This window comes from Paraburkholderia sediminicola (genome assembly GCF_046027355.1).
In the GTDB taxonomy this organism is placed as follows: domain Bacteria; phylum Pseudomonadota; class Gammaproteobacteria; order Burkholderiales; family Burkholderiaceae; genus Paraburkholderia; species Paraburkholderia sediminicola_B.
Map to the genome: position 1 here is coordinate 410,609 of NZ_JAQQEK010000002.1, position 23,751 is coordinate 434,359.

Sequence of the window (23,751 nt, forward strand, 5' to 3'; positions counted from 1 at the left end):
CGCATTCGATTGTTCAGGGGCGCCGAATTGTGTTGCCGGATTATAGGCATTTATTTACGAGTCTGCCGAAGCCACAATTCGCACCATTGAAGTTCTATGCGCATTGCGCGGCTCGACATGGAAGCATTTAAACCGCCGTACTCCTTTGTGCCCACCGGCAGCGGCCCGGCAGAGGCCGATAGCACGGCACTCGAAGTCACTGACGTGCAGATCGAAGGGCACGCGCAGGACATCACGTTGCGTCTGTACCGGCAGGCAAACAAAACCGCACTGCCGGTACTGCTTTATTTCCACGGTGGTGGATTTACGAAGGGATCGATCGGCCAGGCGGACTTCGCCTCGCGTTATTTCGCAGAACACTTACCGGCTCTGGTCGTGTCGGTTGGCTATTCGCTGGCGCCGCAGTTTCCGTTTCCCGCCGCGCCTGAAGACGCGCACCGCGCGGCGCTGTGGGTGCAAACGCGGGCGCGTGCGTTCGGCGGCAACAGCAAGAAGGTCGGCGTAGCCGGCCACGATGCGGGCGGGCAACTGGCCAATTGCCTCGCGTTCATCGCGCGGGATCGCGGTGACGTGCGCATTTCCGCGCAGGCGCTGTTCGGGCCGATGCTCGATCCGAGCCTCACGCGTCTGGGCGACGAAAAGCGCCTCGGCTCGGACATCACGGCGAAAGAGTGCGCGGCGTGTTATCGCGCGTATCTACCGCAAGCGTCGCAGCGCATGCATCCGTATGCCGCGCCGCTCGAATCGTCACGGCTCGCGGGCCTGCCGGCCACGCTGATCGCGACGGCGCAAAACGACGTGCTGCATGTGGAAGCGGAGAAATACGCCAGCAGTCTGATCGACGCCGGTGTGCTGACCCAGGTGGTCCGCTATCCGAGTGTCTCGCATGCCGCGTTGGCCGATCATCCGCCCGCCTTGCAGGAAGCGGTGCGATTTTTTCAGTGGCGCTTCGATGCGCGCGCCCATCGCTGAAATAGAAATAAGCAGAACTTTAATCAACGATCTCGGGAGCTTCACATGACTATCCTTCCTCTTTCCCGTCGCCGTGTGGCGATTGCCGCACTTGCCGTCATCGTCGTGGCCGGGCTGGGCACGTTCGGCGCGATTCGCGTGGACGCGAGCTCGCCTGCCGCGCCGACCATCGTGCCGGAAGTCGATGTGGCCACTGTGGTGCAAAAAACGATCACAGACTGGCAGAGCTATTCGGGCCGCCTCGAAGCCGTCGAGAAAGTGGACGTGCGTTCGCAGGTGCCGGGCACCATCGTGTCCGTCAACTTCAAGGACGGCGCGCTCGTGAAGAAGGGCGACACGCTGTTCGTGATCGACCCGCGTCCGTACGCTGCCGAAGTGGATCGCGCCGAAGCGCAACTCGCGGCTGCGCAGGCACGCACGGGCTACACGCAAAGTGATTGGGAGCGCGCGCAACGCCTGATCGCCGACAACGCGATCGCCAAGCGTGACTACGACGAGAAGCAGAACGCCGCACGCGAAGCGAGCGCCAACCTGAAGGCCGCGCAAGCCGCCGTCGAAACCGCCCGCATCAATCTCGGCTATACGAAGATTGTCGCGCCGGTTTCGGGCCGCGTGTCGCGTGCCGAGATCACGGTGGGCAACGTCATATCGGCGGGCGCGACTGCGGCGCCGCTGACCACGCTCGTGTCGGTGTCGCCGATCTACGCATCGTTCGACGCGGACGAACAAACCTACCTGCAATACCTGAGCCGCGCGAAAGACGGCAGCAAGGTGCCGGTGGAACTCGGTCTCGCGGACGAAAGCGGCTACTCGCGCAGCGGCGTGATCGAGTCGGTGGACAACCGCCTCGACACGTCGTCGGGCACGATCCGCGTGCGCGCGCGCTTCGATAACCAGGACGGTGCACTGATTCCTGGTTTGTATGCGCGCGTGAAAGTCGGCGGCAGCGAACCGCATCCGGCGCTGTTGATCGACGACGCCGCGGTGGGCACCGATCAGGACAAGAAGTTCGTGCTGGTGGTGGATCAGGGCAATCACGTCGTGTATCGCTCGATCGACGTGGGCGGCATGCAGGGCAGTCTGCGCGTGGTGAAGGGTGGTCTGAAAGCGACTGACCGGATCGTCGTGAACGGCATCCAGCGCGTGCGTCCTGGCGACGCGGTGCGCGCGCACATGGTGCCGATGACGACCGATGACGATCCGAACAGCGCGCCGCTCGCACAGAAGCAGACGCCAACGCAACCGCAGTCGCCGACGCAATCGCAGGCCCAAACGCAGACGCGCACCAAAGCGGACAAGAATTCGTGAGCCTCGCGCGCCGCGGCCTGACTGCGCGGCGCATGCTCCAACGTTAAGAGCTTCCCATGAACATATCCAAATTCTTCATCGATCGGCCGATCTTTGCCGGCGTGCTATCGGTATTGATCCTGCTGGCGGGCATTATTTCGCTCTTCAAGCTGCCGATCTCGGAGTATCCGGAAGTCGTGCCGCCTTCGGTGGTGGTGCACGCGCAGTATCCGGGTGCGAATCCGAAGGTGATCGCCGAAGCGGTCGCTTCGCCGCTCGAAGAGCAGATCAACGGCGTCGAGAACATGCTGTACATGCAGTCGCAAGCGAATAGCGACGGCAATCTCACGCTCACAGTGACCTTCAAGCTTGGCACCAATCCGGACCTCGCGACGCAGCTCGTGCAGAACCGCGTCAACCAGGCGCTGCCGCGTCTGCCGGAAGACGTGCAGCGCCTCGGCGTCACGACGATCAAGAGCTCGCCCACGCTGACCATGGTGGTCCACCTGATCTCGCCGAACAATCGCTACGACATGACGTATCTGCGCAACTACGCGCTGCTGAACGTCAAGGACCGGCTTGCGCGGATTCAGGGCGTCGGCGAAGTGCAGTTGTGGGGTTCGGGCGACTACGCGATGCGCGTCTGGCTCGATCCGCAGAAAGTGTCGCAACGCGGCTTGACGGCGACCGAAGTGGTCAACGCGATCCGTGAGCAGAACATTCAGGTGGCGGCCGGTGTGATCGGCGCATCGCCTTCGGTGCCGGGCACGCAGTTGCAGTTGTCGGTGAATGCGCGTGGCCGTCTGAAGACTGAGGGCGAATTCGGCGACATCATCGTCAAGACCACGCCGGACGGTGGCGTGACCTACCTGAAAGACATTGCGCGGATCGAACTCGCGGCCTCGGAGTACGGCCTGCGTTCGCTGCTCGACAACAAGCCTGCGGTGGCGCTCGCCATCAACCAGGCGCCGGGCGCGAACTCGCTCGCGATTTCCGATCAGGTGCGTTCCGCGATGAAGGAACTCGCGGAAGACATGCCGGCGGGCGTCGAATACAAGATCGTCTACGACCCGACGCAGTTCGTGCGCTCGAGTATCGAGGCGGTCGTGCATACGCTGCTCGAAGCGATCGCACTGGTGGTGATCGTCGTGATCGTGTTCCTGCAGACGTGGCGGGCCTCGATCATTCCGTTGATCGCAGTGCCGGTGTCGATTGTCGGGACGTTCTCGCTGCTGCTCGCGTTCGGTTTCTCGATCAACGCGTTGTCACTGTTCGGCATGGTGCTCGCCATCGGGATCGTCGTGGACGATGCGATCGTGGTGGTGGAGAACGTCGAGCGGAATATCGAGAACGGGCTGAGTGCGCGCGACGCGACCTATAAGGCGATGCAGGAAGTGAGCGGGCCGATTATCGCTATCGCGCTGACGCTCGTCGCCGTGTTCGTGCCGCTCGCGTTCATGACTGGTTTGACGGGCCAGTTCTACAAGCAGTTTGCGATGACCATCGCGATTTCGACGGTGATTTCGGCGTTCAACTCGCTGACCCTGTCGCCGGCGTTGTCCGCGATGCTGTTGCGCAGCCACGGCGCGAAGGAAGACTTCCTGACGCGCGTGATGAATCGCCTGCTGGGTGGTTTCTTCAAGCGTTTCAACAAGGTCTTTCATCGCGGTTCGACGGAGTATGGCCGCGGCGTGACCGGCGTGCTGCGCCGTAAGGGCGCGATGCTGGCGGTCTACGCCATCCTGTTGGGCGCAACTGTGCTGATCTCGCGCGTGGTGCCGGGCGGCTTCGTGCCGGCGCAGGACAAGGAGTACCTGATTGCCTTCGCGCAATTGCCGAACGGTGCGTCGCTGGATCGTACGGAGAAAGTGATTCGCGATATGAGCTCGATCGCGCTGAAGCAACCGGGCGTGGAGAGCGCGGTGGCGTTCCCGGGTCTGTCGGTGAACGGCTTCACGAATAGCTCCAGCGCGGGCATCGTGTTCGTCACGCTCAAGCCCTTCAAGGATCGCGGCAACAAGAAGCTTTCGGCCGGTGCGATTGCCGGTGCGTTGAATCAGCAATACGGTGCGATCAAGGATTCGTTCGTCGCGGTGTTCCCGCCGCCACCGGTGCTCGGTCTCGGCACGCTCGGCGGCTTCAAGATGCAGTTGGAGGATCACGGCGCGCTCGGTTACGCGGAGTTGAACAAGGCCGCGGAGGCGTTCGTGAAGAAGGCCGCGCAGACGCCTGAACTCGGCCCGACCTTCTCGAGCTATCAGATCAACGTGCCACAACTGAATGTGGATCTGGATCGCGTGAAGGCCAAGCAGCTCGGCGTGCCGGTCACGGACGTGTTCAACACGATGCAGATCTATCTGGGCTCGCTGTATGTGAACGACTTCAACCGCTTTGGCCGCGTGTATCAGGTGCGGGTGCAGGCGGACGCACCGTTCCGTCAGCGCGCCGACGACATCCTGCAACTGAAGACGCGTAACGCCGCGGGCGACATGGTGCCGTTGTCGTCGCTGGTGACGGTGACGCCGACGTTCGGTCCGGAAATGGTGGTGCGCTACAACGGCTATACGGCTGCCGACATCAACGGTGGGCCGGCGCCCGGTTTCTCGTCGGGTCAGGCGCAAGCCGCGGCCGAACGCGTGGCGGCGGAAGTCTTGCCGCGCGGCGTGAAGCTCGAGTGGACCGACCTGACGTATCAGCAGATTCTGGCCGGCAATGCAGGCTTGTGGGTGTTCCCGATCAGCGTGCTGCTCGTGTTCCTCGTGCTCGCCGCACTGTATGAAAGTCTGACGCTGCCGCTCGCCGTGATCCTGATCGTGCCGATGAGCGTGCTGTCCGCGCTGACCGGCGTGTGGCTCACGGGTGGCGACAACAACATCTTCACGCAGATTGGTTTGATGGTGCTGGTGGGCTTGTCGGCGAAGAACGCGATTCTGATCGTCGAGTTCGCTCGCGAACTGGAGCATGACGGGCACACGCCGCTGTCGGCGGCGATCGAGGCGAGCCGCTTGCGTCTGCGGCCGATTCTGATGACGTCGATCGCATTCATCATGGGCGTGGTGCCGCTGGTGCTGTCGAGCGGAGCCGGTTCGGAGATGCGTCATGCGATGGGGATCGCGGTGTTCTTCGGCATGCTCGGCGTCACGTTGTTCGGTCTGATGCTGACCCCTGTGTTCTATGTGGTGCTGCGTACGCTGGCGGGTGGAACGATTCACGTCGCGCAGAAAGATTCGCCGCACTATGGCGCGCCGGTGACGGACGCCTGAGGAGAAAACAATAATGAAACGCTATGAATCTTTGAGCGGATGGGGCCGGGCGGCTGCCAGCGGTTTGCTGGTCGCGTTGCTCGCCGCCTGCTCCCTGGAGCCGACTTATAAGCGGCCTGAAGTGGATACGCCGGTTGCGTTCAAGGAAGCGCCTGCGGCGTCGGCTACCTCTGCTGCATCGGCACCCGCTGCTGCATCGACGCAGGATAACGGCACGTGGAAGCAGGCGCAGCCCGCCGACGACGCACATCGTGGCGAATGGTGGACGATTTTCGGCGATGCGCAGCTCAACACACTTGAAGAGCAGGCGGCCGCCGCCAATCAGGACCTGAAGGCGGCCGCGGCGCGCGTGCAGCAGGCGCGTGCGGTGACGCAGGCGGCGAAGTCGGACTGGTTCCCGAAGCTCGATGCGGGCTTCGGCCCGACGCGCGAGCGCGCTTCGGCGGCATCGCAGTTCCAGCCGGATAGCGCGGGCGGCACCACCGGCACGATCTGGCGCGCGCAAACCACCGCGTCGTACGAAGCGGATCTGTTCGGGCGGGTCGGCTCGAACGTGAACGCATCGCGTGCGGACGAGCAGCAAAGCGAGGCGCTGTTCCGCTCGGTGCAACTGTCGCTGCAGGCGGACGTCGCGCAGAACTACTTCCAGTTGCGTGAGCTCGATACGGATCAGGACCTGTACCGCCGTACCGTGGCGTTGCGCGAGGACACGCTGAAGCTGGTCGAGCGGCGTTTCAAGGAAGGCGATATCGGTGAGCTGGATGTATCGCGGGCCCGTAATGAACTCGCCAGTGCGCGTGCGGACGCAGTGGGCGTGGCACGTCAGCGCGCGGCATCGGAACATAGTCTCGCGATTCTGCTCGGCAAGCCGCCGGCGGATTTCTCGTTCGCGGAAGCGCCGCTGGCTCCGGTGACGGTGCGTGTGCCGACGGGCTTGCCTTCGGCTTTGCTTGAACGCCGGCCGGATATTTCGGCGGCGGAGCGGGCGATGCAGGCGGCGAACGCGCGTGTCGGCCTCGCGAAGTCGGCGTTCTTCCCGAAACTCGATATCACCGGCGCGGCGGGCTTTGAATCGGCGACGCTCGGCGATCTGTTCAAGTGGTCGAGCCGCGCGTTTATTCTCGGGCCGTTTGCCGGCACGGCGTTGACGCTGCCCTTGTTCGACGGCGGCCGCCGCAAGGCGAACCTCGCGCAGGCCCGTTCGAAGTATGACGAGGACGTGGCGCAGTATCGTCAGCAGGTGTTGGTGGCATTCCGTGAGGTGGAGGACAACCTCGCCGATTTGCGTTTGCTCGACGATCAGATGCGCGAGCAGAACGATGCGGTACAGGCATCGCAACGGGCGGCACATCTGTCGCGTACGCAGTACACGGAGGGCGCGGTCAGCTATCTGGATGTGATCGATGGTGAACGGCAGGTGCTGACTTCGCAACTGCAGGCGAGCCATCTGTCGGGCACGCAGGCGGTAGCGACGGTCAATCTGATTCGCGCGTTGGGCGGCGGTTGGGGCGATGTGAAGGCGGCGGATACGGCGGTGGGTGCGGTTGCGCCGGCATCTGCTCCGGTGGCGGCCGCCGTTGCCGTGCAACAGGTGGCGAAGCAATAATTCGTCGAATCACGGACGAGCGGTAGACGCCGGGTCGCGCGAAAGCGCGGCCCGGCGTTTTTCGTTAACCGAATCCACTTGGGAAAGCGGAAAGCGGTGCGACGGTGATCGCGTTGCAAATAATTCATATATTGCGTTTATTGCGTTTACGACGCGGATTGACTTATACTCGAAGGTAATCTGGAGTCGAACATGACAACCGCTACACCCGATCGCATCATCCTGTCGGACGACGACGCAACCGTGCTATCCGCCGCGAGCCGCCTCATGGGCGCTGCGCTCGATCACTCGGGCGCGCATAGCGTCGCGTTGGTCGAGGAGGGCGCAGACGGAGATCTCGCCCGTATCGAGGTTCCGCCCGCCACGCTGCGGGTGCTCTCGCGTGTGCTGGCCATGATGGCCAGTGAGCAGGTGTTCGTTCTTTATCCTGCCGACACCGAATTGACCACCAAGCAGGCGGCGGATTTGCTCGGCGTGTCGCGGCCGTTTCTGATCGCTCGCCTTGAAGCCGGCGAACTGCCTTTCCGCAAGGTCGGACGCCATCGCCGCATGCTGATGGACGACGTGATGCGCTACAAGGAAACCATGCGTGCAACACGCAAGAGCGCGTTGGACGAGATCGTGGCCGACAGCGAATCGATAGGTGGATACGATCTGTAATGCTGTCGGTCGATCGCTTCACCGTCGTGCTGGATGCGTGTTCGCTATTTCCGATGGTGGTGCGTGACGTATTGCTGACTTTCGCTGATCACGAGTTCTATGCGCCGAAGTGGTCGGCGCGCATTCACGAAGAATGGACCCGCAATCTCGCCGCCCGTTTCGCGGACAAAAGCGCGGCTAACGATGCCGCGCCGAAGATTGCCGCGATTCGCAGCGCGATGGACCGTACGTTTCCTGACGCGCTGGTTACGCAGGTGCTTCCTGAGAGCGGCGAAATTTGCGGCGTCGACGAGAAAGACCGGCATGTCGTCATGACTGCAGTGGCGGCGCGCGCAGATGCGATCGTCACCTTCAACCTCAAGGATTTCGCGGCGGAACAGTTGGAGTCCAACCTGCGTATCGAAGTGAAACATCCTGATATCTTCATCCTCGATCCGATCGATTTGAATGAGAAGCGCGCGTTGGCCGCCTTCAGGGACTTGCGAGCGCGTAAGCGTCGACCGTCGTGGTCGGTGGAGGAACTGCTGGATCGGCTCATACGCGCCGGTCTGGTTCAAACCAGCGCGTGGTTGTCGAGCGCGGACGTGCTGCCGTTGTTGTAACTTCGGCATCCGGCCACGACGCGTGGTCACGCCCAAATCATTTTTCCCGCTTTCCTTACAAAAATCCCTTCGTAGACCGCCGCTTTGCCGCCCTCTATGATGAGTCGCACCTCATCTGGAGAGAGGCGATGACCTGTCCGACCTTCCGCTGTCCGCGCTGACCCGATTGCGCGTCCTGTCGCTGCCACGCGCGGTTTAAGCCGCACGCAGTGGATTTTCCGTTGCTCGACCTATCCGGCAAGCCTGATTGCGTCTCAAAGGTAATCCCTTTGTAGACGCCTCAAGGCATGCCGGTGGATCGGCTCGCCTCGAATCAACACCACGCCCCGACCCACGAGTTCACCATGCGCATTTTTCTATCCAACGTGCAGCGCTTTTTCCACAAGCCGGCTGTCTCGCTCATCAGCGCGTTCGGTCTCGCGCTCGCGTTGCAGGCCGCGCCCGCTTCGGCGGCCGACTCGCCCACGCTGAAAATCGGCACCGCGACCAGCCCGCAAATCGAAGCGCTCAAAATCGCCGCGCGCGAAGCGAAAGAACAGGGCCTCGACGTGAAGATCATCGAGTTCACCGACTGGAACACGCCGAACGCGGCGCTCGCGAACAAGGACATCGACGTCAACTATTTCCAGCACATTCCGTTTCTCGAGAATGCGAAGAAGCAAGGCGGTTATAACTTCGTCGCGATTGCGCCGGGCACGATCATGAAGATCGGCCTGTATTCGAAGAAGATCAAACGCTTCGACGAACTGAAAGATGGCGCCACGGTCGCGATCGCCAACGATCCGGTCAACGGCGGACGCGGCCTGTTGCTGCTGCAGCGCGCCGGTCTCATCAAGCTGAAGCCTGGCATTGACTATCGCGCGACGACACTCGACATCATCGACAACCCGAAGCATTTGAAGATCGTGCAGCTCGAAGCATCGCAACTGGCGCGTTCGCTCGACGACGTCGATCTCGCGCAGGGTTACCCGAGCTTCATCAAGCTGGCCGGCACGACCGATCCGAATAGCGCGCTGCTGTTCGACGGCCTGGAAAACAAGAACTATGCGATCCAGTGGGTCGTGCGTCCGGAAAGCGCGAACGATCCGCGTATCCGCAAGTTCATCGCGATCTATCAACATTCGCCGGCAGTGCGCGCCGCGCTCGATAAAGCCTTCGGCAATCTCTACGCCGTCGCCTGGTAACCCGCGTGGTTAGCCGAAACCGGAAAGCCAAAGGAGCCGCACGATGGCGAAGAAAAAGATCCTGCTGAACGCGTTCAACATGAATGCGGTCGGCCACATCAATCACGGGTTGTGGACGCATCCGCGCGACCGTTCGGCGCACTACACGGATCTCGACTATTGGACGAGCCTTGCGCAAACGCTGGAGCGCGGCAAATTCGACGGGATCTTTCTCGCGGATATCGTCGGCGTGTACGACGTTTATCAGGGCGGCCCGGAGACGCCGTTGCGCGAATCGGTGCAGATACCGATCAACGATCCGTCGCTGATCGTGCCCGCGATGGCGCACGTGACCAAACACATCGGCTTCGGCGTCACGTCGAATCTGACTTACGAGCCGCCGTATCTGTTCGCGCGCCGCATGTCGACGCTCGACCATCTGACCAAAGGCCGCGTGGGCTGGAACATCGTGACGGGTTATCTGGACAGCGCGGCTCGCGGCATGGGGCTCGCGCAGCAGATCAGCCACGACGACCGCTACGACCGCGCCGACGATTACATGGACGTGGTCTACAAGCTGTGGGAACAAAGCTGGGAAGACGACGCCGTGGTGCGCGACCGCGCGGCGCGCATCTTCTCGCATCCGGACAAGGTGCATCGCGTGAAGCATGACGGTCCGTACTATTCGATCGACGCGATTCATCTCAGCGAGCCGTCGCCGCAACGCACGCCGGTGTTGTACCAGGCGGGCTCGTCGAGCCGTGGCGTCGATTTCGCGGCGCGTCACGCGGAATGCGTGTTCGTCGGCGGTCAGAACAAGCAGCTGACGCGCTCGATTGTCGACGACATCCGCGCGCGCGCAGTGAGCTTCGGCCGCGCGCCGGACGACATCAAGATCTTCGCGGGCATCACCGTTGTAGTCGGTGAAACAGAACGGGCAGCACAGGAAAAATTCGAGGAATACCGCCGTTATGCGAGCGCCGAAGGCGGCATTGCGCATTTCTCCAGTTCGACCGGCATCGACTTCTCGCAATACGAGTTGGACGAACCGATCTCCTATGTGAAGACCGAGTCGATGCAGTCCGCCGTCGAAGCGATTTCGAAGAAGAGCGTGAGCGGCGTGTGGACCAAACGCAAGGTGCTCGAACAGATGACGCTCGGCGGGCGCGCGAAGCCGGTAGTCGGCTCGCCCCAGCAGATCACGGACGAACTGGTGTCGTGGATCGAGGAAGCGGGCGTCGACGGCTTCAATCTGACGCGCACGGTGATGCCCGAATCGTTCGAGGACTTTGTGAATCTGGTGGTGCCGGAATTGCAGAACCGCGGCGTCTACAAGGAGGATTACGATCCTGCGCCGACGCTGCGCGAGAAACTGTTCGGCGGCGGGCGTGCCCGCCTGCCCGACGTCCATGCGGGCGCGCAGCATCGTCGCCGGGTGCAGTCCGCCGCGCCGGCCATCGCGGAAGCGTGAGAGAGGAGCGAAACCATGGCCAATCTTTTCGACGTGCCGCAGTTCATCGAAGACGCGCCGTCTCTTGCCGTGAATCCTGGTTCGCCTGAAACGGCGACGCAACCCGCCGTGATATTCGACGACGTCGGCAAAGTGTTCGCCAACGCGCGCGGCGTGTCGACCGCGGCGCTCGCCAATGTCACGTTGAATGTGGCGAAGGGTGAGGTGTTCGGCATTATCGGCCGCAGCGGAGCAGGCAAGTCGACGCTGTTGCGGCTCGTCAACGGCCTGGAGAAACCGAGTTCAGGCGCGCTGCGCGTGAATGGCGTGAGTGTCGGTGAACTCGACGAGCGCGGACTCGTGGCGTTGCGTCGGCGCATCGGCATGGTCTTCCAGCACTTCAATCTGCTGTCGGCGAAGACGGTGCGCGAGAACATTGCGTTGCCGCTGAAAATCGCCGGTGTGCCGAAAGCGGCGATCGATAAAAAAGTCGATGCGCTGCTGGAGTTGGTGGGCTTGTCCGCCAAACGCGACGCGTATCCGGCGAGTTTGTCCGGCGGTCAGAAACAGCGTGTCGGCATTGCGCGCGCGTTGGTCACGGACCCGGACATTCTGCTTTGCGACGAGGCGACCTCCGCACTGGATCCCGAGACGACACAAGCCATCCTCGCGTTGCTGCGCGATATCAATCAGCGTCTGAATCTGACCATCGTATTGATCACGCACGAGATGCAGGTGATTCGCGAGGTCTGCGATACGGTTGCGGTGATCGAGCGCGGCGAAGTGGTGGAGACAGGCCCGGTGTGGCACGTGTTCGGCAATCCGCAACATGACGCGACGCGTGCGCTGTTACGCACCTTGGTGCATGACTTGCCGGCGGACCTCGCGCAACGGGTCAAGCCGCTGCACGACATCGCGCAAGCGGACGCGCAGATTCTGCTGGACGTGCGTTTCACCGGCGTCGATGCGCGTGAGCCCGATCTCGGCGGCCTTGCGTCGGCGTTGAGCGTCGAAGGCGGAAGCGTGAGTTTCGTGCATGGCGGCATCGACCGGATTCAGGGGCATGCGCAAGGGCGTCTGGTGGTGTCGGCGCAAGTGCGTGCGAACGCGGGCAGTACCGTGCAGAAACAGATCGCGACGTTGCTCGAAGGCGCGCGCCGCTACGCCAACCATGTCGAGGTATTGGGCTATGTCTGAGTTGTGGCTTTCCGAACTCGCCGACGCGATTCGCGACACCATCGTCATGGTTGGCGTGTCCGCGTTCGTCGCGGCGCTCATCGGCATTCCTCTGGCGCTGGTGTTGGTCACGACGACGCGCGGCGGCATCTTCGAGAAGCGCGCGGTGAACAGCACGCTGGGTGCGCTCGTCAACGCGTTCCGTTCCACGCCTTTCATCATTCTGCTGGTCGCGTTGCTGCCGCTCACGCGTTTGCTGATCGGCACGACGATCGGCGTATGGGCCGCGATCGTGCCGCTCAGTATCGCGGCGATTCCGTTTTTCGCGCGCGTGGCTGAAGTAAGCCTGCGCGAAGTGGACCGCGGTTTGATCGAAGCCGCGCAAGCCATGGGCGCGCAACGCCGGCATATCATCTGGCATGTGCTCTTGCCCGAAGCGCTGCCGGGCATTCTCGGCGGCTTCACGATCACCGTGGTGGCGATGATCGGTTCGTCGGCGATGGCGGGCGCGGTCGGCGCCGGCGGGCTTGGCGATCTGGCGATCCGCTACGGCTATCAGCGTTTCGATACGACCGTGATGGTGACGGTGATCGTGCTGCTGATTGCGATCGTCACGGCGGTGCAGTTCGTCGGCGACCGATTCGTGCGGCGGCTTGCGCAGCGAGCGTGATCGTGTTTAGCGCGCGGCTGCTATTTGCATGAAGAATAGCCGCGCACGTTTGCGGCGCCCGCATCACCGCCTATCATGCTAGCTACGGCATCGAGCGCCGCGCGAAGGCGCTCCGTCTACCGCCGCTTGCCGAACAACTCTTCACGTGGAAATTGCATGAACGATCCTCGTCATGCCGATGCGTTGCAAACGCCTCAGGCATTCGCTGCGCCCGAGGTGCGCGATCTCGCGGGTCTGCTCGACGCGTTGCGCGCGACGGCCGCGCAGCGCGATATCGATGGCGGCCACGCCGCGCGGGAGAAACAATGGATCGCCGACGCGGGGCTGCTCACGCTCGCGGTGCCGCGCGAATTCGGCGGCCTCGGCGCGCGTTGGCCTGATATCTACGAGACGATCCGCAAGATCGCGCAAGTGGACAGCGCGCTCGCGCATCTGTTGGGCTTCACCTGCTTGCAAGTGGTCAGCGTCAATGTATGGGGCAATCCAGAACAACGTGCCCGCTATCTCGGTGGCACCGTGGAAGAGCGATGGTGGTGGGGCAACGCCGTCAATCCGCTCGACACGCGACTCGTTGCAAGCGCAACCGATGACGGCGGCTACCTGCTCGACGGCCAGAAAGGCTTTTGCTCCGGCACACGCGGCTCGCACATGATGACGGTCTCCGCGCATGATCCAGTCACCGGCAAACCGGTTTTCGGCGTGGTGCCGACCACGCGCGAAGGCATCACCGTTCACGAGGACTGGAACCCGATCGGGCAGCGGCAGACCGACAGCGGCAGTGTGTCCTTCGTGCGGGTCAAGGTCGAACCCGATGAAGTGATGGTGCGGCCCGACACGCCGCATGCAAGTTTGCGCACGCTGATCTCGCAACAGGTGCTGACCAATCTGTTCGTGGGCATTGCCCAAGGCGCGCTCGACGAGGCGCGCGCCTACGTCACGCGGAACGGCAAGCCGTGGATCTATTCCGGCGTCGACAAGGCCACCGACGATCCCTATCTGATCCAGCGTTTCGGCGAGATGCGCTTGCAGGCGGTGAGCGCCGAAGCGCTGGCCACCCGTGCGGCCTGGTTGCTCGAAGACGCGTGGCAACAAGGTCCGTCACTTTCCGCGGAAACACGCGCACAGGTTGCGCTCGCCACGTCGGAGGCGAAGATCGTCGCGCACCGCGCCGCGCTCGACGTCAGCGAGAAACTGTTCGACGCCTGTGGCGCCCGCGCCACGCACGCGCCACTCGCGCTCGACCGGTTCTGGCGCAACGCCCGCGTGCATACGCTGCATGATCCGCTCGACTATCGCGTGCGCGACGTCGGCCGCTACGCGCTCACCGGCGCGTTGCCGGAAGTTTCTTTGTACACTTGAGGCGGTTCGCGGCGGCCCGCACGATGCGCCGCGTTTTATCCCCTTCAAGAGATTCCCGGATTGCAGTTCAAACTACCGACCACCGCAACGGCGCCGTTTTGCCCATCCGAGGTGCAAGGCTCGGTGGCCGTCTCGCAAGGCGCGCCTTTCTGGAAGAAAATCCTGCAGTTCGCAGGGCCCGGCCTGCTGATCTCGATCGGCTACATGGATCCGGGCAACTGGGCCACCGACATCGAAGCCGGATCGCGCTATGGCTACAGCCTGCTGTTCGTCGTCATGCTGTCGAGTCTCGCGGCGATGGCGCTGCAATGCCTGAGCATGCGCCTCGGCATCGCGACCGGGCGTGATCTCGCGGCGTTGTCAAGAGAGCGTTATTCGCCGCGTGTGGCGCGCTTTCAATGGCTGCTCGCGGAACTGTCGATCGTGGCGTGCGATCTGGCCGAAGTGCTGGGCGGCGCGCTCGCTTTCCATCTGTTATTCAAATGCTCGCTGACGACCGGCGTGTTGCTGACCGCGTTCGATACGTTGATCGTGCTCGGGCTGAAGGGCAAGAATTTCCGCGATCTCGAAGCGATCATGCTCGGGTTGATCGCGACCATCGGCGTGGGATACATCATCGAGCTCGCGCTGGTGCAGCCGCATTGGCCGTCGGTCGCGCAGGGGTTGATTCCGTCGTGGCAGGCTTTGAGTTCGCGCGAACCCATGTATCTGGCGATCGGCATTCTCGGTGCGACGGTCATGCCGCATAACCTCTATCTGCATTCGTCGATCGTGCAGACGCGCGCGGTGAAGCGCGACCCCGCCAGCATCCGCTCGGCGATCGGCATGTCGCGCATCGACACGATCGCCTCGCTGGTGTTCGCGCTGCTGATCAACATGGCGATCCTGATTCTTGCCGCCGCGGCGTTCCATGCCACCGGCCACAATCAGGTCACCGAAATCGAAGACGCCTACAAGTTGCTCGCGCCCATCGTCGGCACCGGTTTCGCGGCAGTGTTGTTCGCGGTCACCTTGCTCGCCTCGGGACAAAGCTCGACCTTCACCGGCACCGTGGCGGGGCAGGTCATCATGGAAGGCTTCCTGAAGCTGAAGATTCCGTGCTGGCAACGGCGCTTCATCACGCGGGCTCTCGCGTTGATCCCCGCGCTGATCGGCGTGCAGATGATGGGCAACGGTGCGGTCGGCAAACTGCTGGTGGCAAGCCAGGTCGTGCTGAGCCTGCAATTGCCGTTCGCGCTTTATCCGCTGATCCGCATGACCAGCGACCGTTCGTTGATGGGCGAATTCGCCAACACGCTGCTGACGCGGCTCGTCGCGTGGACGCTGTTTGTGGTGATCAGCGCGGCGAACCTGTGGCTGGTGGTGCAGACGGTGGGATTGGCCGGCTGATCCGGCTTTTCGCCGCGTGCCTTGTGACGGCGGTCGGCAGCCGGCCGCCGACGCGAATGGGACGAAAAAAAAGTCCGCTCGGAGGCGGACTTTCCAATCAAGGCTTCGGTTCGAATCGGGCTGGACCTGCCCTCATCGATGCGATCACGCTGCTTGCGCGATCTGCGCTGCTTCGAGCGCTTCCTGGCGAGCGGCTGCGGCTTTCTTCGTCTTGCCGGCACGCGACGGCGGCTGGCAAGCGCCACACACCACGTTATGTTGCAGATCGTGTTTGTGCGCCACGAACTTGCCGGTGCAGCGGCAGCATTTGGTCAATTGCAGAATGTCGGCGTCGAAGAAACGCACCAGCGTCCACGCACGCGTCAAGTCCAGCACCGGTTCGGTTTCGCTGTGCTGGCAATGCTCCAGATACAGCCGATACCCTTTGGTCAGCGCATCCAGATGCGAGCAACGCGCTTCGTTCTTCAGGAACAGGTACGTGTTGTAGAACAACGACGCGTGGATGTTCGCCAGCCACGTCATATACCAGTCCGCCGAAAACGGCAGCATGCCCTTGGGCGGCGATACACCCTTGACCTCACGATACAGGCGGATCATGCGGTCGCGCGAGAGCGTCAATTCACTCTCGAGCACCTGCATGCGTGCGCCCAGTTCGATCAGCGCAATGGCGCGGAATACTTCCTGTGCATCTTCCGTCAGGCTACGCTTGAGCATCGCAGTCACCTCGATTAAGCGAACTGTTCAGCCGGCTGGCCTGCAAGCAGGATCGCCGCGTGAGTCGGTGCAACTGCGGCGTGCTTCGTCGTTTGCGTCAACGCCGACAACATCGAGTGGTCGTTGAAGCGGAAGAAGCACAAAAGCTGATCGGAAGCGGCCAGCTTGACGATCTGCGCGAGCGACAGCCCGGCAAGCAAATCAGCCAGTTCCGACGACAGTCCCAGCCGGAACATGCCGACCGGTTTGTCCTCACGCAACATACGTTGCGCGAGCATGATGTAAGACAAGTTGATCTCGCGGATTGAATCCAGCGTCTCGCTGCTACGGTCCATTTCTGTGTTTTCCGAAGCCCCGAATTACTATGTCGGCATTTTTTGCCGTTATGTCTTTTGTGCCTCGCCGGAAACGCTGTCCTCCGGCTACTGTCACCGCCTGATACAGACAGCGACCTTTTGATACATCGCGTTACATTTCGTAACAGCTTGGGACGAATTGTATGAAGGGTAAAACAAGAAATCAATCCCTTCTCAAAAAAATATCTCAAAAAGATACATCAAATTTCGGTAACTCTTTCACGGTCCTGTAATAGGCAATGCTTGGCGAATTTTCCGCTATCGAGGATTTTTGTCTGATCCATGAAAACCCTTGTATGACGGGCGTTCTGGTGATTCATCTGAGCAAACGATGCGGCCCGGAAGTCGGTCGGTAATTCCAGCCGGACACAGAAAGGAAATAGAAAGCGAGCGCAATATAAAGTAATAAATACCGCTCTTAAGCGCTGCTATGGGGACAAAACAGAGATGTAACAGGTTGGAGCGACCCCAGTTACAAACGAGGCCGCATTTGTAACTTCCTGCGTGAGTTCTAGCAGCCGGTAGGGCGAACGCGTTCGACTTCGAGACCGAACGCCGGCCGCAGGCGTGTGCCCAGCACATTCCCGGCAAAGGCAGCGACCAGCCACAGCCAGCCGTGCAAGCTGCCTGACACGATGCCGCTGAAGTAGGCGCCGATGTTACAACCGTAGGCGAGGCGCGCTCCGTAGCCCAGCATCAGGCCGCCGACCACTGCCGCGATCAGAGAGCGCGCCGGCACTTTCCACACCGGTGCGTAACGCCCGGCCAGCGCCGCGGCCGCCATCGCGCCGAGCACGATGCCGATATCCATCACCGAGGTGACGTCATGTGTAACAGGGGCGGCGAGGGCGCCCGCGTTGGCGTGAGCGGCCCAATACGGCCAATTGGCCACGTCGATGCCGAGCGCGGCAAAGAGCTTGGCGCCCCAGAGCGCGAAGGCCGACGTCACGCCCCACGGACGCCCGGAGAGCGCCAGCGTCGCGAAGTTGAGCAGAACCAGCGCGATCGCGCCGACGAACAGCGGCCACGGGCCGTGCAGCCACGGCGACGTATGCGGCTGGCGCGGCGCCTCATTGACCAGTTGGCCATGACGCCGCCGTTCGATCAGAACGGTCAGTGCCGCAATCGCAGCGAACATGACAAGGTTCAGCACGATGGCCCAGCCCGCGCCGAGCGCGGTCACCATCGAGAGCGGTTTGAGCGACGGCAACGCGGTCCAGAACGGCATATGCGCGGTCGCGACGACCGAGCCGATAACGAATGCCGCCAGCGTAACGATCATGCGGGTGCTGCCGCCACCCACGGTGTACAACGTGCCGGACGCGCAGCCACCGCCCAATTGCATGCCGGTACCGAACATGAACGCCCCGACCAGCACGGACGTCCCCGCCGGCGCGACGAGTCCGACGACCGGATGGCCGAACAGCGTGCCGGCCTGTAGCGCCGGGAAAAACAGCAGCACGCCGAGCGCGAGCATCAGCATCTGGGCGCGCAGGCCGGCGCCGCGGCCGTCGGCGATAAAGACCCGCCACGCCGAAGTGAAGCCGAATGCCGCGTGATAAAGCGACATGCCAAGCAAAGCGCCGACAAGATAGAGCGCCGCCTGGCGGCCGCTGACGGTCTGCGCCAGATAAACGGCGCCGAGCGCGATCAGAACGAGCGCGGCACCGAGCGGTTTCGGATTGATATCGAAACGGCGTGGCACACGCGGAAGTGAAGTAGAGAGGTCGGACATGTGTGAGTTGACTGACAAGCGACGGGTCGAGGCAGCCCGCGGGCGGCTGGAAAGCCGTTTTTAGGGGCGCGTATGACGAAAAAGTAGTCAAAAAAGATAGCACGGATCGCGTGCTGAGGCAGGGCGGTTGGATGAGCGTGACGCGAGGGGATGTTCGTCGCGCCCGGTATCTATTAGATGAACAGCGCCATCAGATCCGCATCATGAAACACACCGCCGACATTCAGCGCGCCGACCTCGCAGCCATATTTGCGAAAGCCGAACGACTCATACAGTGTTCTCGCTGCTTCATTGCGGCTGCCGACCAGCAACTGGATTTGCCGTAGCCCTTCCACGCGCGCGGCCCGCGCCAGCAACTCGTCGAGCAACGCGCGCCCAACGCCGCGGCCCGCGGCTTCCGGCGCGACATACATGCCGATCACCGCGGCTTTGTGCCGCTGCTTGTCGCTAGGGTTACGGATCAGGCCGACCACGCCGATCAACGGCGTTCCGGCCGATGCATAAGCGCCGAGCAAAAAATCGCCTTCAGCCGCACGCGAGCCCTTCAGCATCGCATCGTGTTGTGACGAACCTTTGGCGAGCGCTTCCTCGTAACTCTGGCCGAACGAATCCGGATGCGCTCTCAGTCCACGCAGGCGAAGCTGGAAGTAGTCGTCGCGGTCGTCGGGACCGAGTTGGCGTACGAGTACGGCGTTGTCGTTCAAGTGCATCTCTCCACGTAAATCTGCGAGTGAAAGGACAAGGGCTCTGTGCAGCAGTGTGCCTCGTCTTCTACAGTCGGGCTACGGTTGGCGTGCCGCCTCGGCGCGTTGGCTCTCGCCGAATTCGCGCAATGCCGCCGCGGTTTGCTGATCGGCGGGAAAGAACGCTTCAATGGCGAGCTCCGAGAGCGTCACGTCGACCGGTGTGCCGAACACCGTGGTCGTGCTGAAAAACGACAGCACGCCGATCGGTGTGCGCAGCCGCAGCGGCACGGCGATCTGATTGACGGCGGCGTTGTCGTGCTCGGCCGCTTCCGCCTCCGGTGGCGCAGGATACGCGGCCAGCTCCTCGCGCAGCGCGCTCAGCGTCTCGTCGCCGCTCACGTCGATTTGCCGCTGCAGCCGAGCCAATATGTGCTCGCGCCACGCATGCCAATTGACGATGGACGCCGCGATGCCCTCCGGATGCAAGCTCAGGCGCAGCGCATTGACCGGCGGCTTCAGCAGTTCCGGACTGGCGCCGGTCAGCAGAGGCGCGAGCGCGTTGTTCGCGGCAATGATGGTCCAGTGCCGGTCGATGGCGAGCGCCGGGTAGGGCTCGTGTCCCTTCAGCACCAGGTCGACGGCCTCGCGCGCGGCGGCCAACTGCGGATCCGACAGCGGACGCTCCCGGAACAGCGGCGCGTAACCTGCGGCGACCAGCAGCGCATTGCGTGCGCGCAGCGGCACGTCGAGCCGTTCGGCAAGATGCATGACCATTTCCCGGCTCGGCACGGCGCGACCTGATTCGACGAAGCTCAAATGCCGGGTCGAAATATCGGCTTCAGCCGCGAGCAGCAACTGGCTCATTCTTCGCCGCTGACGCCATTCACGTAGCAGATCGCCGACCGTGCGGCTGGCCGCCGGCGCATGCGACGGAACGGTTTGCGCAAGAGAGAGTGTGTTCATGCCACCGATGATAGCCAACCGGCGCTAGCGATCCATTACCTGAGAGGTAATGGAATACCCCGGAATACACCCGGCCACGCCTACGAAACTCCGGAAACACGCCTCATAGCACAGCCAATCCACGGTACTGGTCAACTGCGAAGCCGGCAGAACGGGAGCCGCGACTCAGGCCGCCGCCACGCTTACCGGCACCGCGTTGAGTTTGACGCCGAGCGCGCGCAGCAGTTTGAACACCGTGTCCATGCGCGGCTTCGAACCGGGCGCGAGCGTTTTGTAGAGGCTTTCGCGCCCGAGTCCGGCGTCTGCCGCAACCTTGGCGATACCGCGCGCTTTGGCGATGTCGGCGATTGCGGCGAGCAGGACGTCGGCGTCGCCGTCTTCAAGCGCTGCGTTGAGATACTCAGCGATCATTTCCTCGCTGTCGAGGTAGTGTGACGCGTCGAACCGCGCGGTTTTGATCTTGCTCATGACAGTTCCTCTCTGATTGCTGCCCACATTGTTTTGGCATGCTTGATATCGGCCGGCTGGGTGGACTTGTCGCCACCGCAGAGCAGCAGATACACCATGCGCCCTTCACGCGCGAAGTAGACCCGATAGCCCGGGCCGCAGTCGATGCGCATTTCGGATACACCGTCTTCCAGCAATTTCACGTCGCCGAAATGCCCGCGTTCCGCACGCCGGATCCGCACGAGTATCTTTGCCCTCGCTCGTAAATCCGCGAGCCGTGCAAGCCAGGTGTCGAATTCCTCGGTGCGGTTGACCTCGTACACAGGTGGTGAACCGATCTGCTGAGCATTGTATCCTTGTGGATACGGTCTTGCAAGTGTGAAAACCATATTGAAAAAGGGCCCCCGTGTCCGTGGTAGTCGAGTACGTCGTATGCCGCGCGCGGCGCTGCGCGGCTCCCATTTGCCACACGAGGTTAGCGGCTGCCGCCGCGGCTGACGACTCGGCCGGATGGCCAATCCGACGAACAACGAAGCGCGTGCGAATGCTTACCTCCCACGTAATCGACGCACCGCGCCCAAGCCGTCAATCTTCACTCCGAGCCCGCCGCATACAACGTGTCTGCCGAGCGTAGTGCTCAGTCATGCCAATGAAGGAGTCTGGAGATGAACGCGCATACCGATCTGATCGACCGTTATTTCGACACCTGGAACGAAACCGATGGCGCGCGCCGTCGCGAGTTGATCGCCGCGACTTGGAGCGCCGACGCCGACTATCGCGACCCGCTGCTGGCAGGCGCCGGCCACGACGGCATCGACGCGATGATCCGCGCGGTGCACGAGCGCTTCCCGTATCACACGTTTCGCCGAACGGGCCAGGTCGACGGCTTTGCCGACCGGCTGCGCTTCTCGTGGGAGCTGACCACGCCCGCGGGCGACGCGATCGTGAAGGGATCCGACTTCGGCGTGGTCGATTCGCATGGACGCTTGCAGGCCGTCACCGGCTTCCTCGACCAGGTGCCCGACGGCGTCTGAGCACCGCTTTCTTACGGAGACAATCATGCACGAGCCCGCTGCCGCCGCAGTCCCCCAAACGGCCATCGCGTTTGAGCGCCTGTCGGGCGCCGTCGACTCGCTGTCCAGCGTAATCGCCGGTTTCGCGCTGCTCGCCGGTGCGCGCGCGTTCATGTTCATCGCGCTGCTGGGCTGGCGCGAGCCGGTGTTGGGCGGCGCGGGTCTCGTGCTGCTGGCGGTGGTCGGCTGGCTGCGCTGGCAGTGTGGCGGCGCCGCGACTCTGCCGGCCATGCAGCACGTTCGGCCGACGACTCGTACCGGCAACGCAACCTGCAGCCGCCACGCGCCACCCTCGACGAATGCCCGCAAGGTTGCTTGCTACAATCGTCCGCTGGAATGCGATTCGACGCGCGGACACGCTTTCGTCGAGCCGGGCGCCTGCCGCTTCGGCCCGGCTCGAACGCGGGTGTGGACCGCTCGCTTCGCGCGACCGATAACCAACGTCCAAACCTCGGCGGTCAGCCGCCAATCGGACCACAAGGAGACACCGTGCTGAAGAATCTGGACCCGCTGCTGAACGCCGACATACTGCATGCGCTGCGCGCGATGGGCCATGGCGACGAACTCGTCATCTGCGACGCCAATTTTCCCGGCGACTCGGTGGCACGCGAAAGCGTGCTGGGCAAAGTGCTGCGCCTCGACGGCGTGAGCGCGCCGCGCGCGATTCGCGCGGTGCTGTCGGTGATGCCGCTGGATACGTTCATCGAGCATCCCGCGTCGCGCATGGAAGTCGTGGGCGAGCCGCACACGATTCCGGCCGTGCAGCGCGAGGCACAGGTCGAGGTCAACGCCGCGGAAGGGCGCGATGTGCCGTTCGCGTCGATCGAGCGGTTTGCGTTTTATGAGCGGGCGCGCAAGGCGTATTGCGTGATCGCGACTGGCGAAGAACGCGGCTATGGTTGCTTCGTCTTCACGAAGGGCGTTCTGCTCGCGCCGGACGCGCCTCAGTCGTAACTTTCGTCAGCGCCATCGCGGCGCGATGCCATGCGCGCAACGTGCCAGCCGACGTACGCGAATCTCGCGCACGTGCTAACTTTTCGTCTGGCCGCTGGCGGCGGATCGGCCTGATCCGTCGCGGCGCATCGCCTCACATCACGGTGACGAAAACCATGAGCTTCTCGATAGACAGCCTCGATCATCTCGTTCTGAACGTCGCCGACGTGGAAGTCAGCGCGGAGTGGTACACACGTATGCTCGGCATGCGGCGCACCGAGTTCGAGTCGCGCACCGGCACGCGGGTGGCGATGTTTTACGGCAATCAGAAGATCAATCTGCGGCCCGCGACCGCCGATACCGTCGCGTGGTTCACCGGCCGCGAGACGGTGCCCGGCAGCGCCGATCTGTGCTTCATCACGACCACGAGCCCGGCCGAGGTTAAGGCGCATTGGCTCGCCCAAGGCGTCGAAATCGAGGCCGGCCCGGTGGAGCGCGACGGCGCGCGCGGCAAGATGACCTCGGTGTATTGCCGCGATCCGGACGGCAATCTGATCGAAGTCGCAACGTATCCTCAAGCATAAGCACGGCGGCGATTCCGCCATCGGCACGCAGCGCGGACGCTAACGAGCGGACCGCTCGAACACCTTTTTCCTTCCCGACATGCGGCGCGTCCCGTGCCGCTCATCCGCGTCCGAGCTAGGAAAAGGCGGGCAAACCGCCTATTGTCAGGTGCAAAGTGGGGAACTGCGGGCTGTTGGCCGGGTCTGCTGCTTATTCATTTACAGGAGCCCCTCATGTCGCGTCCCGTCGATTCCGGCGTTATCCTCATCGCACGTATTGCGCTTGCCGTGCTGTTCCTGTGGGGCGGTGTGATGAAACTGCTGGGCTATGCGGGCTTTGTCGGCTACCTGCATTCGAAGGGCGTGCCGTTCGTGCAGATCGCCGCGCCGATTGCAACGGCGGTCGAGGCGCTCGGCGGTCTGTTGCTGATCGTCGGCTTCAAGGTGCGGCCGCTCGCGCTGATCATGGCGGTGTACACGGTGGCGACGGCGGTGCTGGGCCACGATTTCTGGAATGTCACCGACGCCGCCTTGCAACGCGACATGGTCATCCATTTCTGGAAGAACATCGGCATTGCCGGCGGTTTCCTGCTGCTGTTCGTGACGGGCGCGGGCCGTCTCAGCATCGACGGTGCGCGAGCGCCGCGTGGCGGACTCGGCCTTTGACGCGGCAGTTGAGGTAGT

General features: G+C 62.8%; 24 protein-coding genes. 17 read left to right on the top strand and 7 right to left on the bottom strand.

The genetic code is table 11. The features are described 5' to 3' along the window. Positions 1-117 precede the first annotated feature (117 nt). From PQR42_RS05085 to PQR42_RS05140, 12 genes are all read left to right on the top strand, one after another. Complete coding sequence (locus PQR42_RS05085) at positions 118-972, top strand: alpha/beta hydrolase (RefSeq protein ID WP_408218088.1); 855 nt, start codon at positions 118-120, stop codon at positions 970-972. A 45-nt stretch (positions 973-1,017) separates the two neighbouring features. After that, positions 1,018-2,280 carry an efflux RND transporter periplasmic adaptor subunit gene (locus PQR42_RS05090; protein ID WP_408218086.1) on the top strand — a complete coding sequence of 421 codons (1,263 nt, stop codon included), beginning with the start codon at positions 1,018-1,020 and terminating at the stop codon, positions 2,278-2,280. Positions 2,281-2,336: 56 nt separating this feature from the next. Next, the gene (locus PQR42_RS05095; protein WP_408382821.1) at positions 2,337-5,522 is read left to right on the top strand and encodes an efflux RND transporter permease subunit; all 3,186 of its coding nucleotides are present in this window, start codon (positions 2,337-2,339) and stop codon (positions 5,520-5,522) included. A 13-nt stretch (positions 5,523-5,535) separates the two neighbouring features. Next, positions 5,536-7,128: an efflux transporter outer membrane subunit gene (locus tag PQR42_RS05100; RefSeq protein ID WP_408382823.1), complete on the top strand. Its 1,593-nt coding sequence runs from the start codon at positions 5,536-5,538 to the stop codon at positions 7,126-7,128. A 192-nt stretch (positions 7,129-7,320) separates the two neighbouring features. Then, positions 7,321-7,788, top strand: a complete 468-nt coding sequence (locus PQR42_RS05105; protein WP_408382825.1) for a helix-turn-helix domain-containing protein — start codon at positions 7,321-7,323, stop codon at positions 7,786-7,788. Next, complete coding sequence (locus PQR42_RS05110; protein ID WP_408382827.1) at positions 7,788-8,390, top strand: PIN domain-containing protein; 603 nt, start codon at positions 7,788-7,790, stop codon at positions 8,388-8,390. The genes PQR42_RS05105 and PQR42_RS05110 overlap by 1 nt, the downstream gene beginning before the upstream one ends. A 344-nt stretch (positions 8,391-8,734) precedes the next feature. Next, positions 8,735-9,574 (top strand): MetQ/NlpA family ABC transporter substrate-binding protein, encoded by an 840-nt coding sequence (locus PQR42_RS05115; protein ID WP_408218071.1) that lies wholly within the window; start codon positions 8,735-8,737, stop codon positions 9,572-9,574. Positions 9,575-9,617: 43 nt separating this feature from the next. Continuing rightward, the gene (locus PQR42_RS05120; protein ID WP_408382829.1) at positions 9,618-11,024 is read left to right on the top strand and encodes an LLM class flavin-dependent oxidoreductase; all 1,407 of its coding nucleotides are present in this window, start codon (positions 9,618-9,620) and stop codon (positions 11,022-11,024) included. A 15-nt stretch (positions 11,025-11,039) separates the two neighbouring features. Continuing rightward, positions 11,040-12,200 carry a methionine ABC transporter ATP-binding protein gene (locus PQR42_RS05125; protein WP_408382831.1) on the top strand — a complete coding sequence of 387 codons (1,161 nt, stop codon included), beginning with the start codon at positions 11,040-11,042 and terminating at the stop codon, positions 12,198-12,200. After that, on the top strand, positions 12,193-12,849 hold the full coding sequence (locus tag PQR42_RS05130) for a methionine ABC transporter permease (protein WP_012426429.1): 657 nt from the start codon (positions 12,193-12,195) through the stop codon (positions 12,847-12,849). The genes PQR42_RS05125 and PQR42_RS05130 overlap by 8 nt, the downstream gene beginning before the upstream one ends. Positions 12,850-13,005: 156 nt before the next feature. Beyond that, positions 13,006-14,208 carry an acyl-CoA dehydrogenase family protein gene (locus PQR42_RS05135; RefSeq protein ID WP_408382833.1) on the top strand — a complete coding sequence of 401 codons (1,203 nt, stop codon included), beginning with the start codon at positions 13,006-13,008 and terminating at the stop codon, positions 14,206-14,208. Positions 14,209-14,268: 60 nt separating this feature from the next. After that, positions 14,269-15,597 (top strand): Nramp family divalent metal transporter, encoded by a 1,329-nt coding sequence (locus PQR42_RS05140; RefSeq protein ID WP_408382835.1) that lies wholly within the window; start codon positions 14,269-14,271, stop codon positions 15,595-15,597. Between the two features lie 144 nt (positions 15,598-15,741). Here the strand turns inward: PQR42_RS05140 and flhC are convergent, their stop codons facing one another. The 7 genes from flhC to PQR42_RS05175 form a co-directional block, all read right to left on the bottom strand. After that, positions 15,742-16,311 carry a flagellar transcriptional regulator FlhC gene (gene flhC, locus PQR42_RS05145; RefSeq protein ID WP_007177883.1) on the bottom strand — a complete coding sequence of 190 codons (570 nt, stop codon included), beginning with the start codon at positions 16,309-16,311 and terminating at the stop codon, positions 15,742-15,744. A 14-nt stretch (positions 16,312-16,325) separates the two neighbouring features. Next, on the bottom strand, positions 16,326-16,646 hold the full coding sequence (gene flhD, locus PQR42_RS05150; RefSeq protein WP_028194930.1) for a flagellar transcriptional regulator FlhD: 321 nt from the start codon (positions 16,644-16,646) through the stop codon (positions 16,326-16,328). A gap of 532 nt (positions 16,647-17,178) precedes the next feature. Beyond that, entirely contained in the window at positions 17,179-18,402 is a 1,224-nt protein-coding gene (locus tag PQR42_RS05155) for a YeeE/YedE family protein (RefSeq protein ID WP_408382837.1), read from the bottom strand. Between the two features lie 173 nt (positions 18,403-18,575). Next, on the bottom strand, positions 18,576-19,112 hold the full coding sequence (locus PQR42_RS05160; protein WP_408382839.1) for a GNAT family N-acetyltransferase: 537 nt from the start codon (positions 19,110-19,112) through the stop codon (positions 18,576-18,578). 72 nt (positions 19,113-19,184) lie between these two features. Further along, the gene (locus PQR42_RS05165; protein WP_408218047.1) at positions 19,185-20,051 is read right to left on the bottom strand and encodes a helix-turn-helix domain-containing protein; all 867 of its coding nucleotides are present in this window, start codon (positions 20,049-20,051) and stop codon (positions 19,185-19,187) included. Between the two features lie 165 nt (positions 20,052-20,216). Further along, positions 20,217-20,519 (bottom strand): addiction module antidote protein, encoded by a 303-nt coding sequence (locus tag PQR42_RS05170; RefSeq protein WP_408382841.1) that lies wholly within the window; start codon positions 20,517-20,519, stop codon positions 20,217-20,219. Then, a complete protein-coding gene (locus tag PQR42_RS05175) occupies positions 20,516-20,887 on the bottom strand; it encodes a type II toxin-antitoxin system RelE/ParE family toxin (protein WP_408382843.1) in 372 nt (123 codons plus the stop codon). Before PQR42_RS05175 ends, PQR42_RS05170 begins: the two co-directional genes overlap by 4 nt. Positions 20,888-21,163: 276 nt before the next feature. Between PQR42_RS05175 and PQR42_RS05180 the strand changes: the two genes are divergently transcribed. The 5 genes from PQR42_RS05180 to PQR42_RS05200 all read left to right on the top strand — a co-directional run bounded on the left by PQR42_RS05180 (position 21,164) and on the right by PQR42_RS05200 (position 23,733). Further along, complete coding sequence (locus PQR42_RS05180) at positions 21,164-21,532, top strand: nuclear transport factor 2 family protein (RefSeq protein WP_408382845.1); 369 nt, start codon at positions 21,164-21,166, stop codon at positions 21,530-21,532. Between the two features lie 25 nt (positions 21,533-21,557). Then, entirely contained in the window at positions 21,558-22,067 is a 510-nt protein-coding gene (locus tag PQR42_RS05185; protein WP_408382847.1) for a hypothetical protein, read from the top strand. Further along, positions 22,061-22,525: an RbsD/FucU family protein gene (locus tag PQR42_RS05190; protein ID WP_408218032.1), complete on the top strand. Its 465-nt coding sequence runs from the start codon at positions 22,061-22,063 to the stop codon at positions 22,523-22,525. The genes PQR42_RS05185 and PQR42_RS05190 overlap by 7 nt, the downstream gene beginning before the upstream one ends. Positions 22,526-22,680: 155 nt before the next feature. Beyond that, the gene (locus PQR42_RS05195; protein ID WP_408382849.1) at positions 22,681-23,088 is read left to right on the top strand and encodes a VOC family protein; all 408 of its coding nucleotides are present in this window, start codon (positions 22,681-22,683) and stop codon (positions 23,086-23,088) included. Positions 23,089-23,301: 213 nt separating this feature from the next. After that, complete coding sequence (locus PQR42_RS05200) at positions 23,302-23,733, top strand: DoxX family protein (protein WP_408218027.1); 432 nt, start codon at positions 23,302-23,304, stop codon at positions 23,731-23,733. Positions 23,734-23,751 lie beyond the last annotated feature (18 nt).

What these genes read in the sequence shown, in the direction of transcription:
- PQR42_RS05110 (WP_408382827.1), top strand. Translation starts at nt 7,788, where the DNA reads ATGCTGTCGGTCGATCGCTTCACCGTCGTGCTGGATGCGTGTTCGCTA.
- PQR42_RS05180 (WP_408382845.1), top strand. Translation starts at nt 21,164, where the DNA reads ATGAACGCGCATACCGATCTGATCGACCGTTATTTCGACACCTGGAAC.
- PQR42_RS05160 (WP_408382839.1), bottom strand. Translation starts at nt 19,112, where the DNA reads ATGCACTTGAACGACAACGCCGTACTCGTACGCCAACTCGGTCCCGAC.
- PQR42_RS05115 (WP_408218071.1), top strand. Translation starts at nt 8,735, where the DNA reads ATGCGCATTTTTCTATCCAACGTGCAGCGCTTTTTCCACAAGCCGGCT.
- PQR42_RS05105 (WP_408382825.1), top strand. Translation starts at nt 7,321, where the DNA reads ATGACAACCGCTACACCCGATCGCATCATCCTGTCGGACGACGACGCA.
- PQR42_RS05165 (WP_408218047.1), bottom strand. Translation starts at nt 20,051, where the DNA reads ATGAACACACTCTCTCTTGCGCAAACCGTTCCGTCGCATGCGCCGGCG.
- PQR42_RS05090 (WP_408218086.1), top strand. Translation starts at nt 1,018, where the DNA reads ATGACTATCCTTCCTCTTTCCCGTCGCCGTGTGGCGATTGCCGCACTT.
- PQR42_RS05135 (WP_408382833.1), top strand. Translation starts at nt 13,006, where the DNA reads ATGAACGATCCTCGTCATGCCGATGCGTTGCAAACGCCTCAGGCATTC.
- PQR42_RS05100 (WP_408382823.1), top strand. Translation starts at nt 5,536, where the DNA reads ATGAAACGCTATGAATCTTTGAGCGGATGGGGCCGGGCGGCTGCCAGC.
- PQR42_RS05125 (WP_408382831.1), top strand. Translation starts at nt 11,040, where the DNA reads ATGGCCAATCTTTTCGACGTGCCGCAGTTCATCGAAGACGCGCCGTCT.
- PQR42_RS05170 (WP_408382841.1), bottom strand. Translation starts at nt 20,519, where the DNA reads ATGAGCAAGATCAAAACCGCGCGGTTCGACGCGTCACACTACCTCGAC.
- PQR42_RS05195 (WP_408382849.1), top strand. Translation starts at nt 22,681, where the DNA reads ATGAGCTTCTCGATAGACAGCCTCGATCATCTCGTTCTGAACGTCGCC.
- PQR42_RS05155 (WP_408382837.1), bottom strand. Translation starts at nt 18,402, where the DNA reads ATGTCCGACCTCTCTACTTCACTTCCGCGTGTGCCACGCCGTTTCGAT.
- PQR42_RS05175 (WP_408382843.1), bottom strand. Translation starts at nt 20,887, where the DNA reads ATGGTTTTCACACTTGCAAGACCGTATCCACAAGGATACAATGCTCAG.
- PQR42_RS05185 (WP_408382847.1), top strand. Translation starts at nt 21,558, where the DNA reads ATGCACGAGCCCGCTGCCGCCGCAGTCCCCCAAACGGCCATCGCGTTT.
- PQR42_RS05120 (WP_408382829.1), top strand. Translation starts at nt 9,618, where the DNA reads ATGGCGAAGAAAAAGATCCTGCTGAACGCGTTCAACATGAATGCGGTC.
- PQR42_RS05085 (WP_408218088.1), top strand. Translation starts at nt 118, where the DNA reads ATGGAAGCATTTAAACCGCCGTACTCCTTTGTGCCCACCGGCAGCGGC.
- flhD (WP_028194930.1), bottom strand. Translation starts at nt 16,646, where the DNA reads ATGGACCGTAGCAGCGAGACGCTGGATTCAATCCGCGAGATCAACTTG.
- PQR42_RS05200 (WP_408218027.1), top strand. Translation starts at nt 23,302, where the DNA reads ATGTCGCGTCCCGTCGATTCCGGCGTTATCCTCATCGCACGTATTGCG.
- flhC (WP_007177883.1), bottom strand. Translation starts at nt 16,311, where the DNA reads ATGCTCAAGCGTAGCCTGACGGAAGATGCACAGGAAGTATTCCGCGCC.
- PQR42_RS05095 (WP_408382821.1), top strand. Translation starts at nt 2,337, where the DNA reads ATGAACATATCCAAATTCTTCATCGATCGGCCGATCTTTGCCGGCGTG.
- PQR42_RS05130 (WP_012426429.1), top strand. Translation starts at nt 12,193, where the DNA reads ATGTCTGAGTTGTGGCTTTCCGAACTCGCCGACGCGATTCGCGACACC.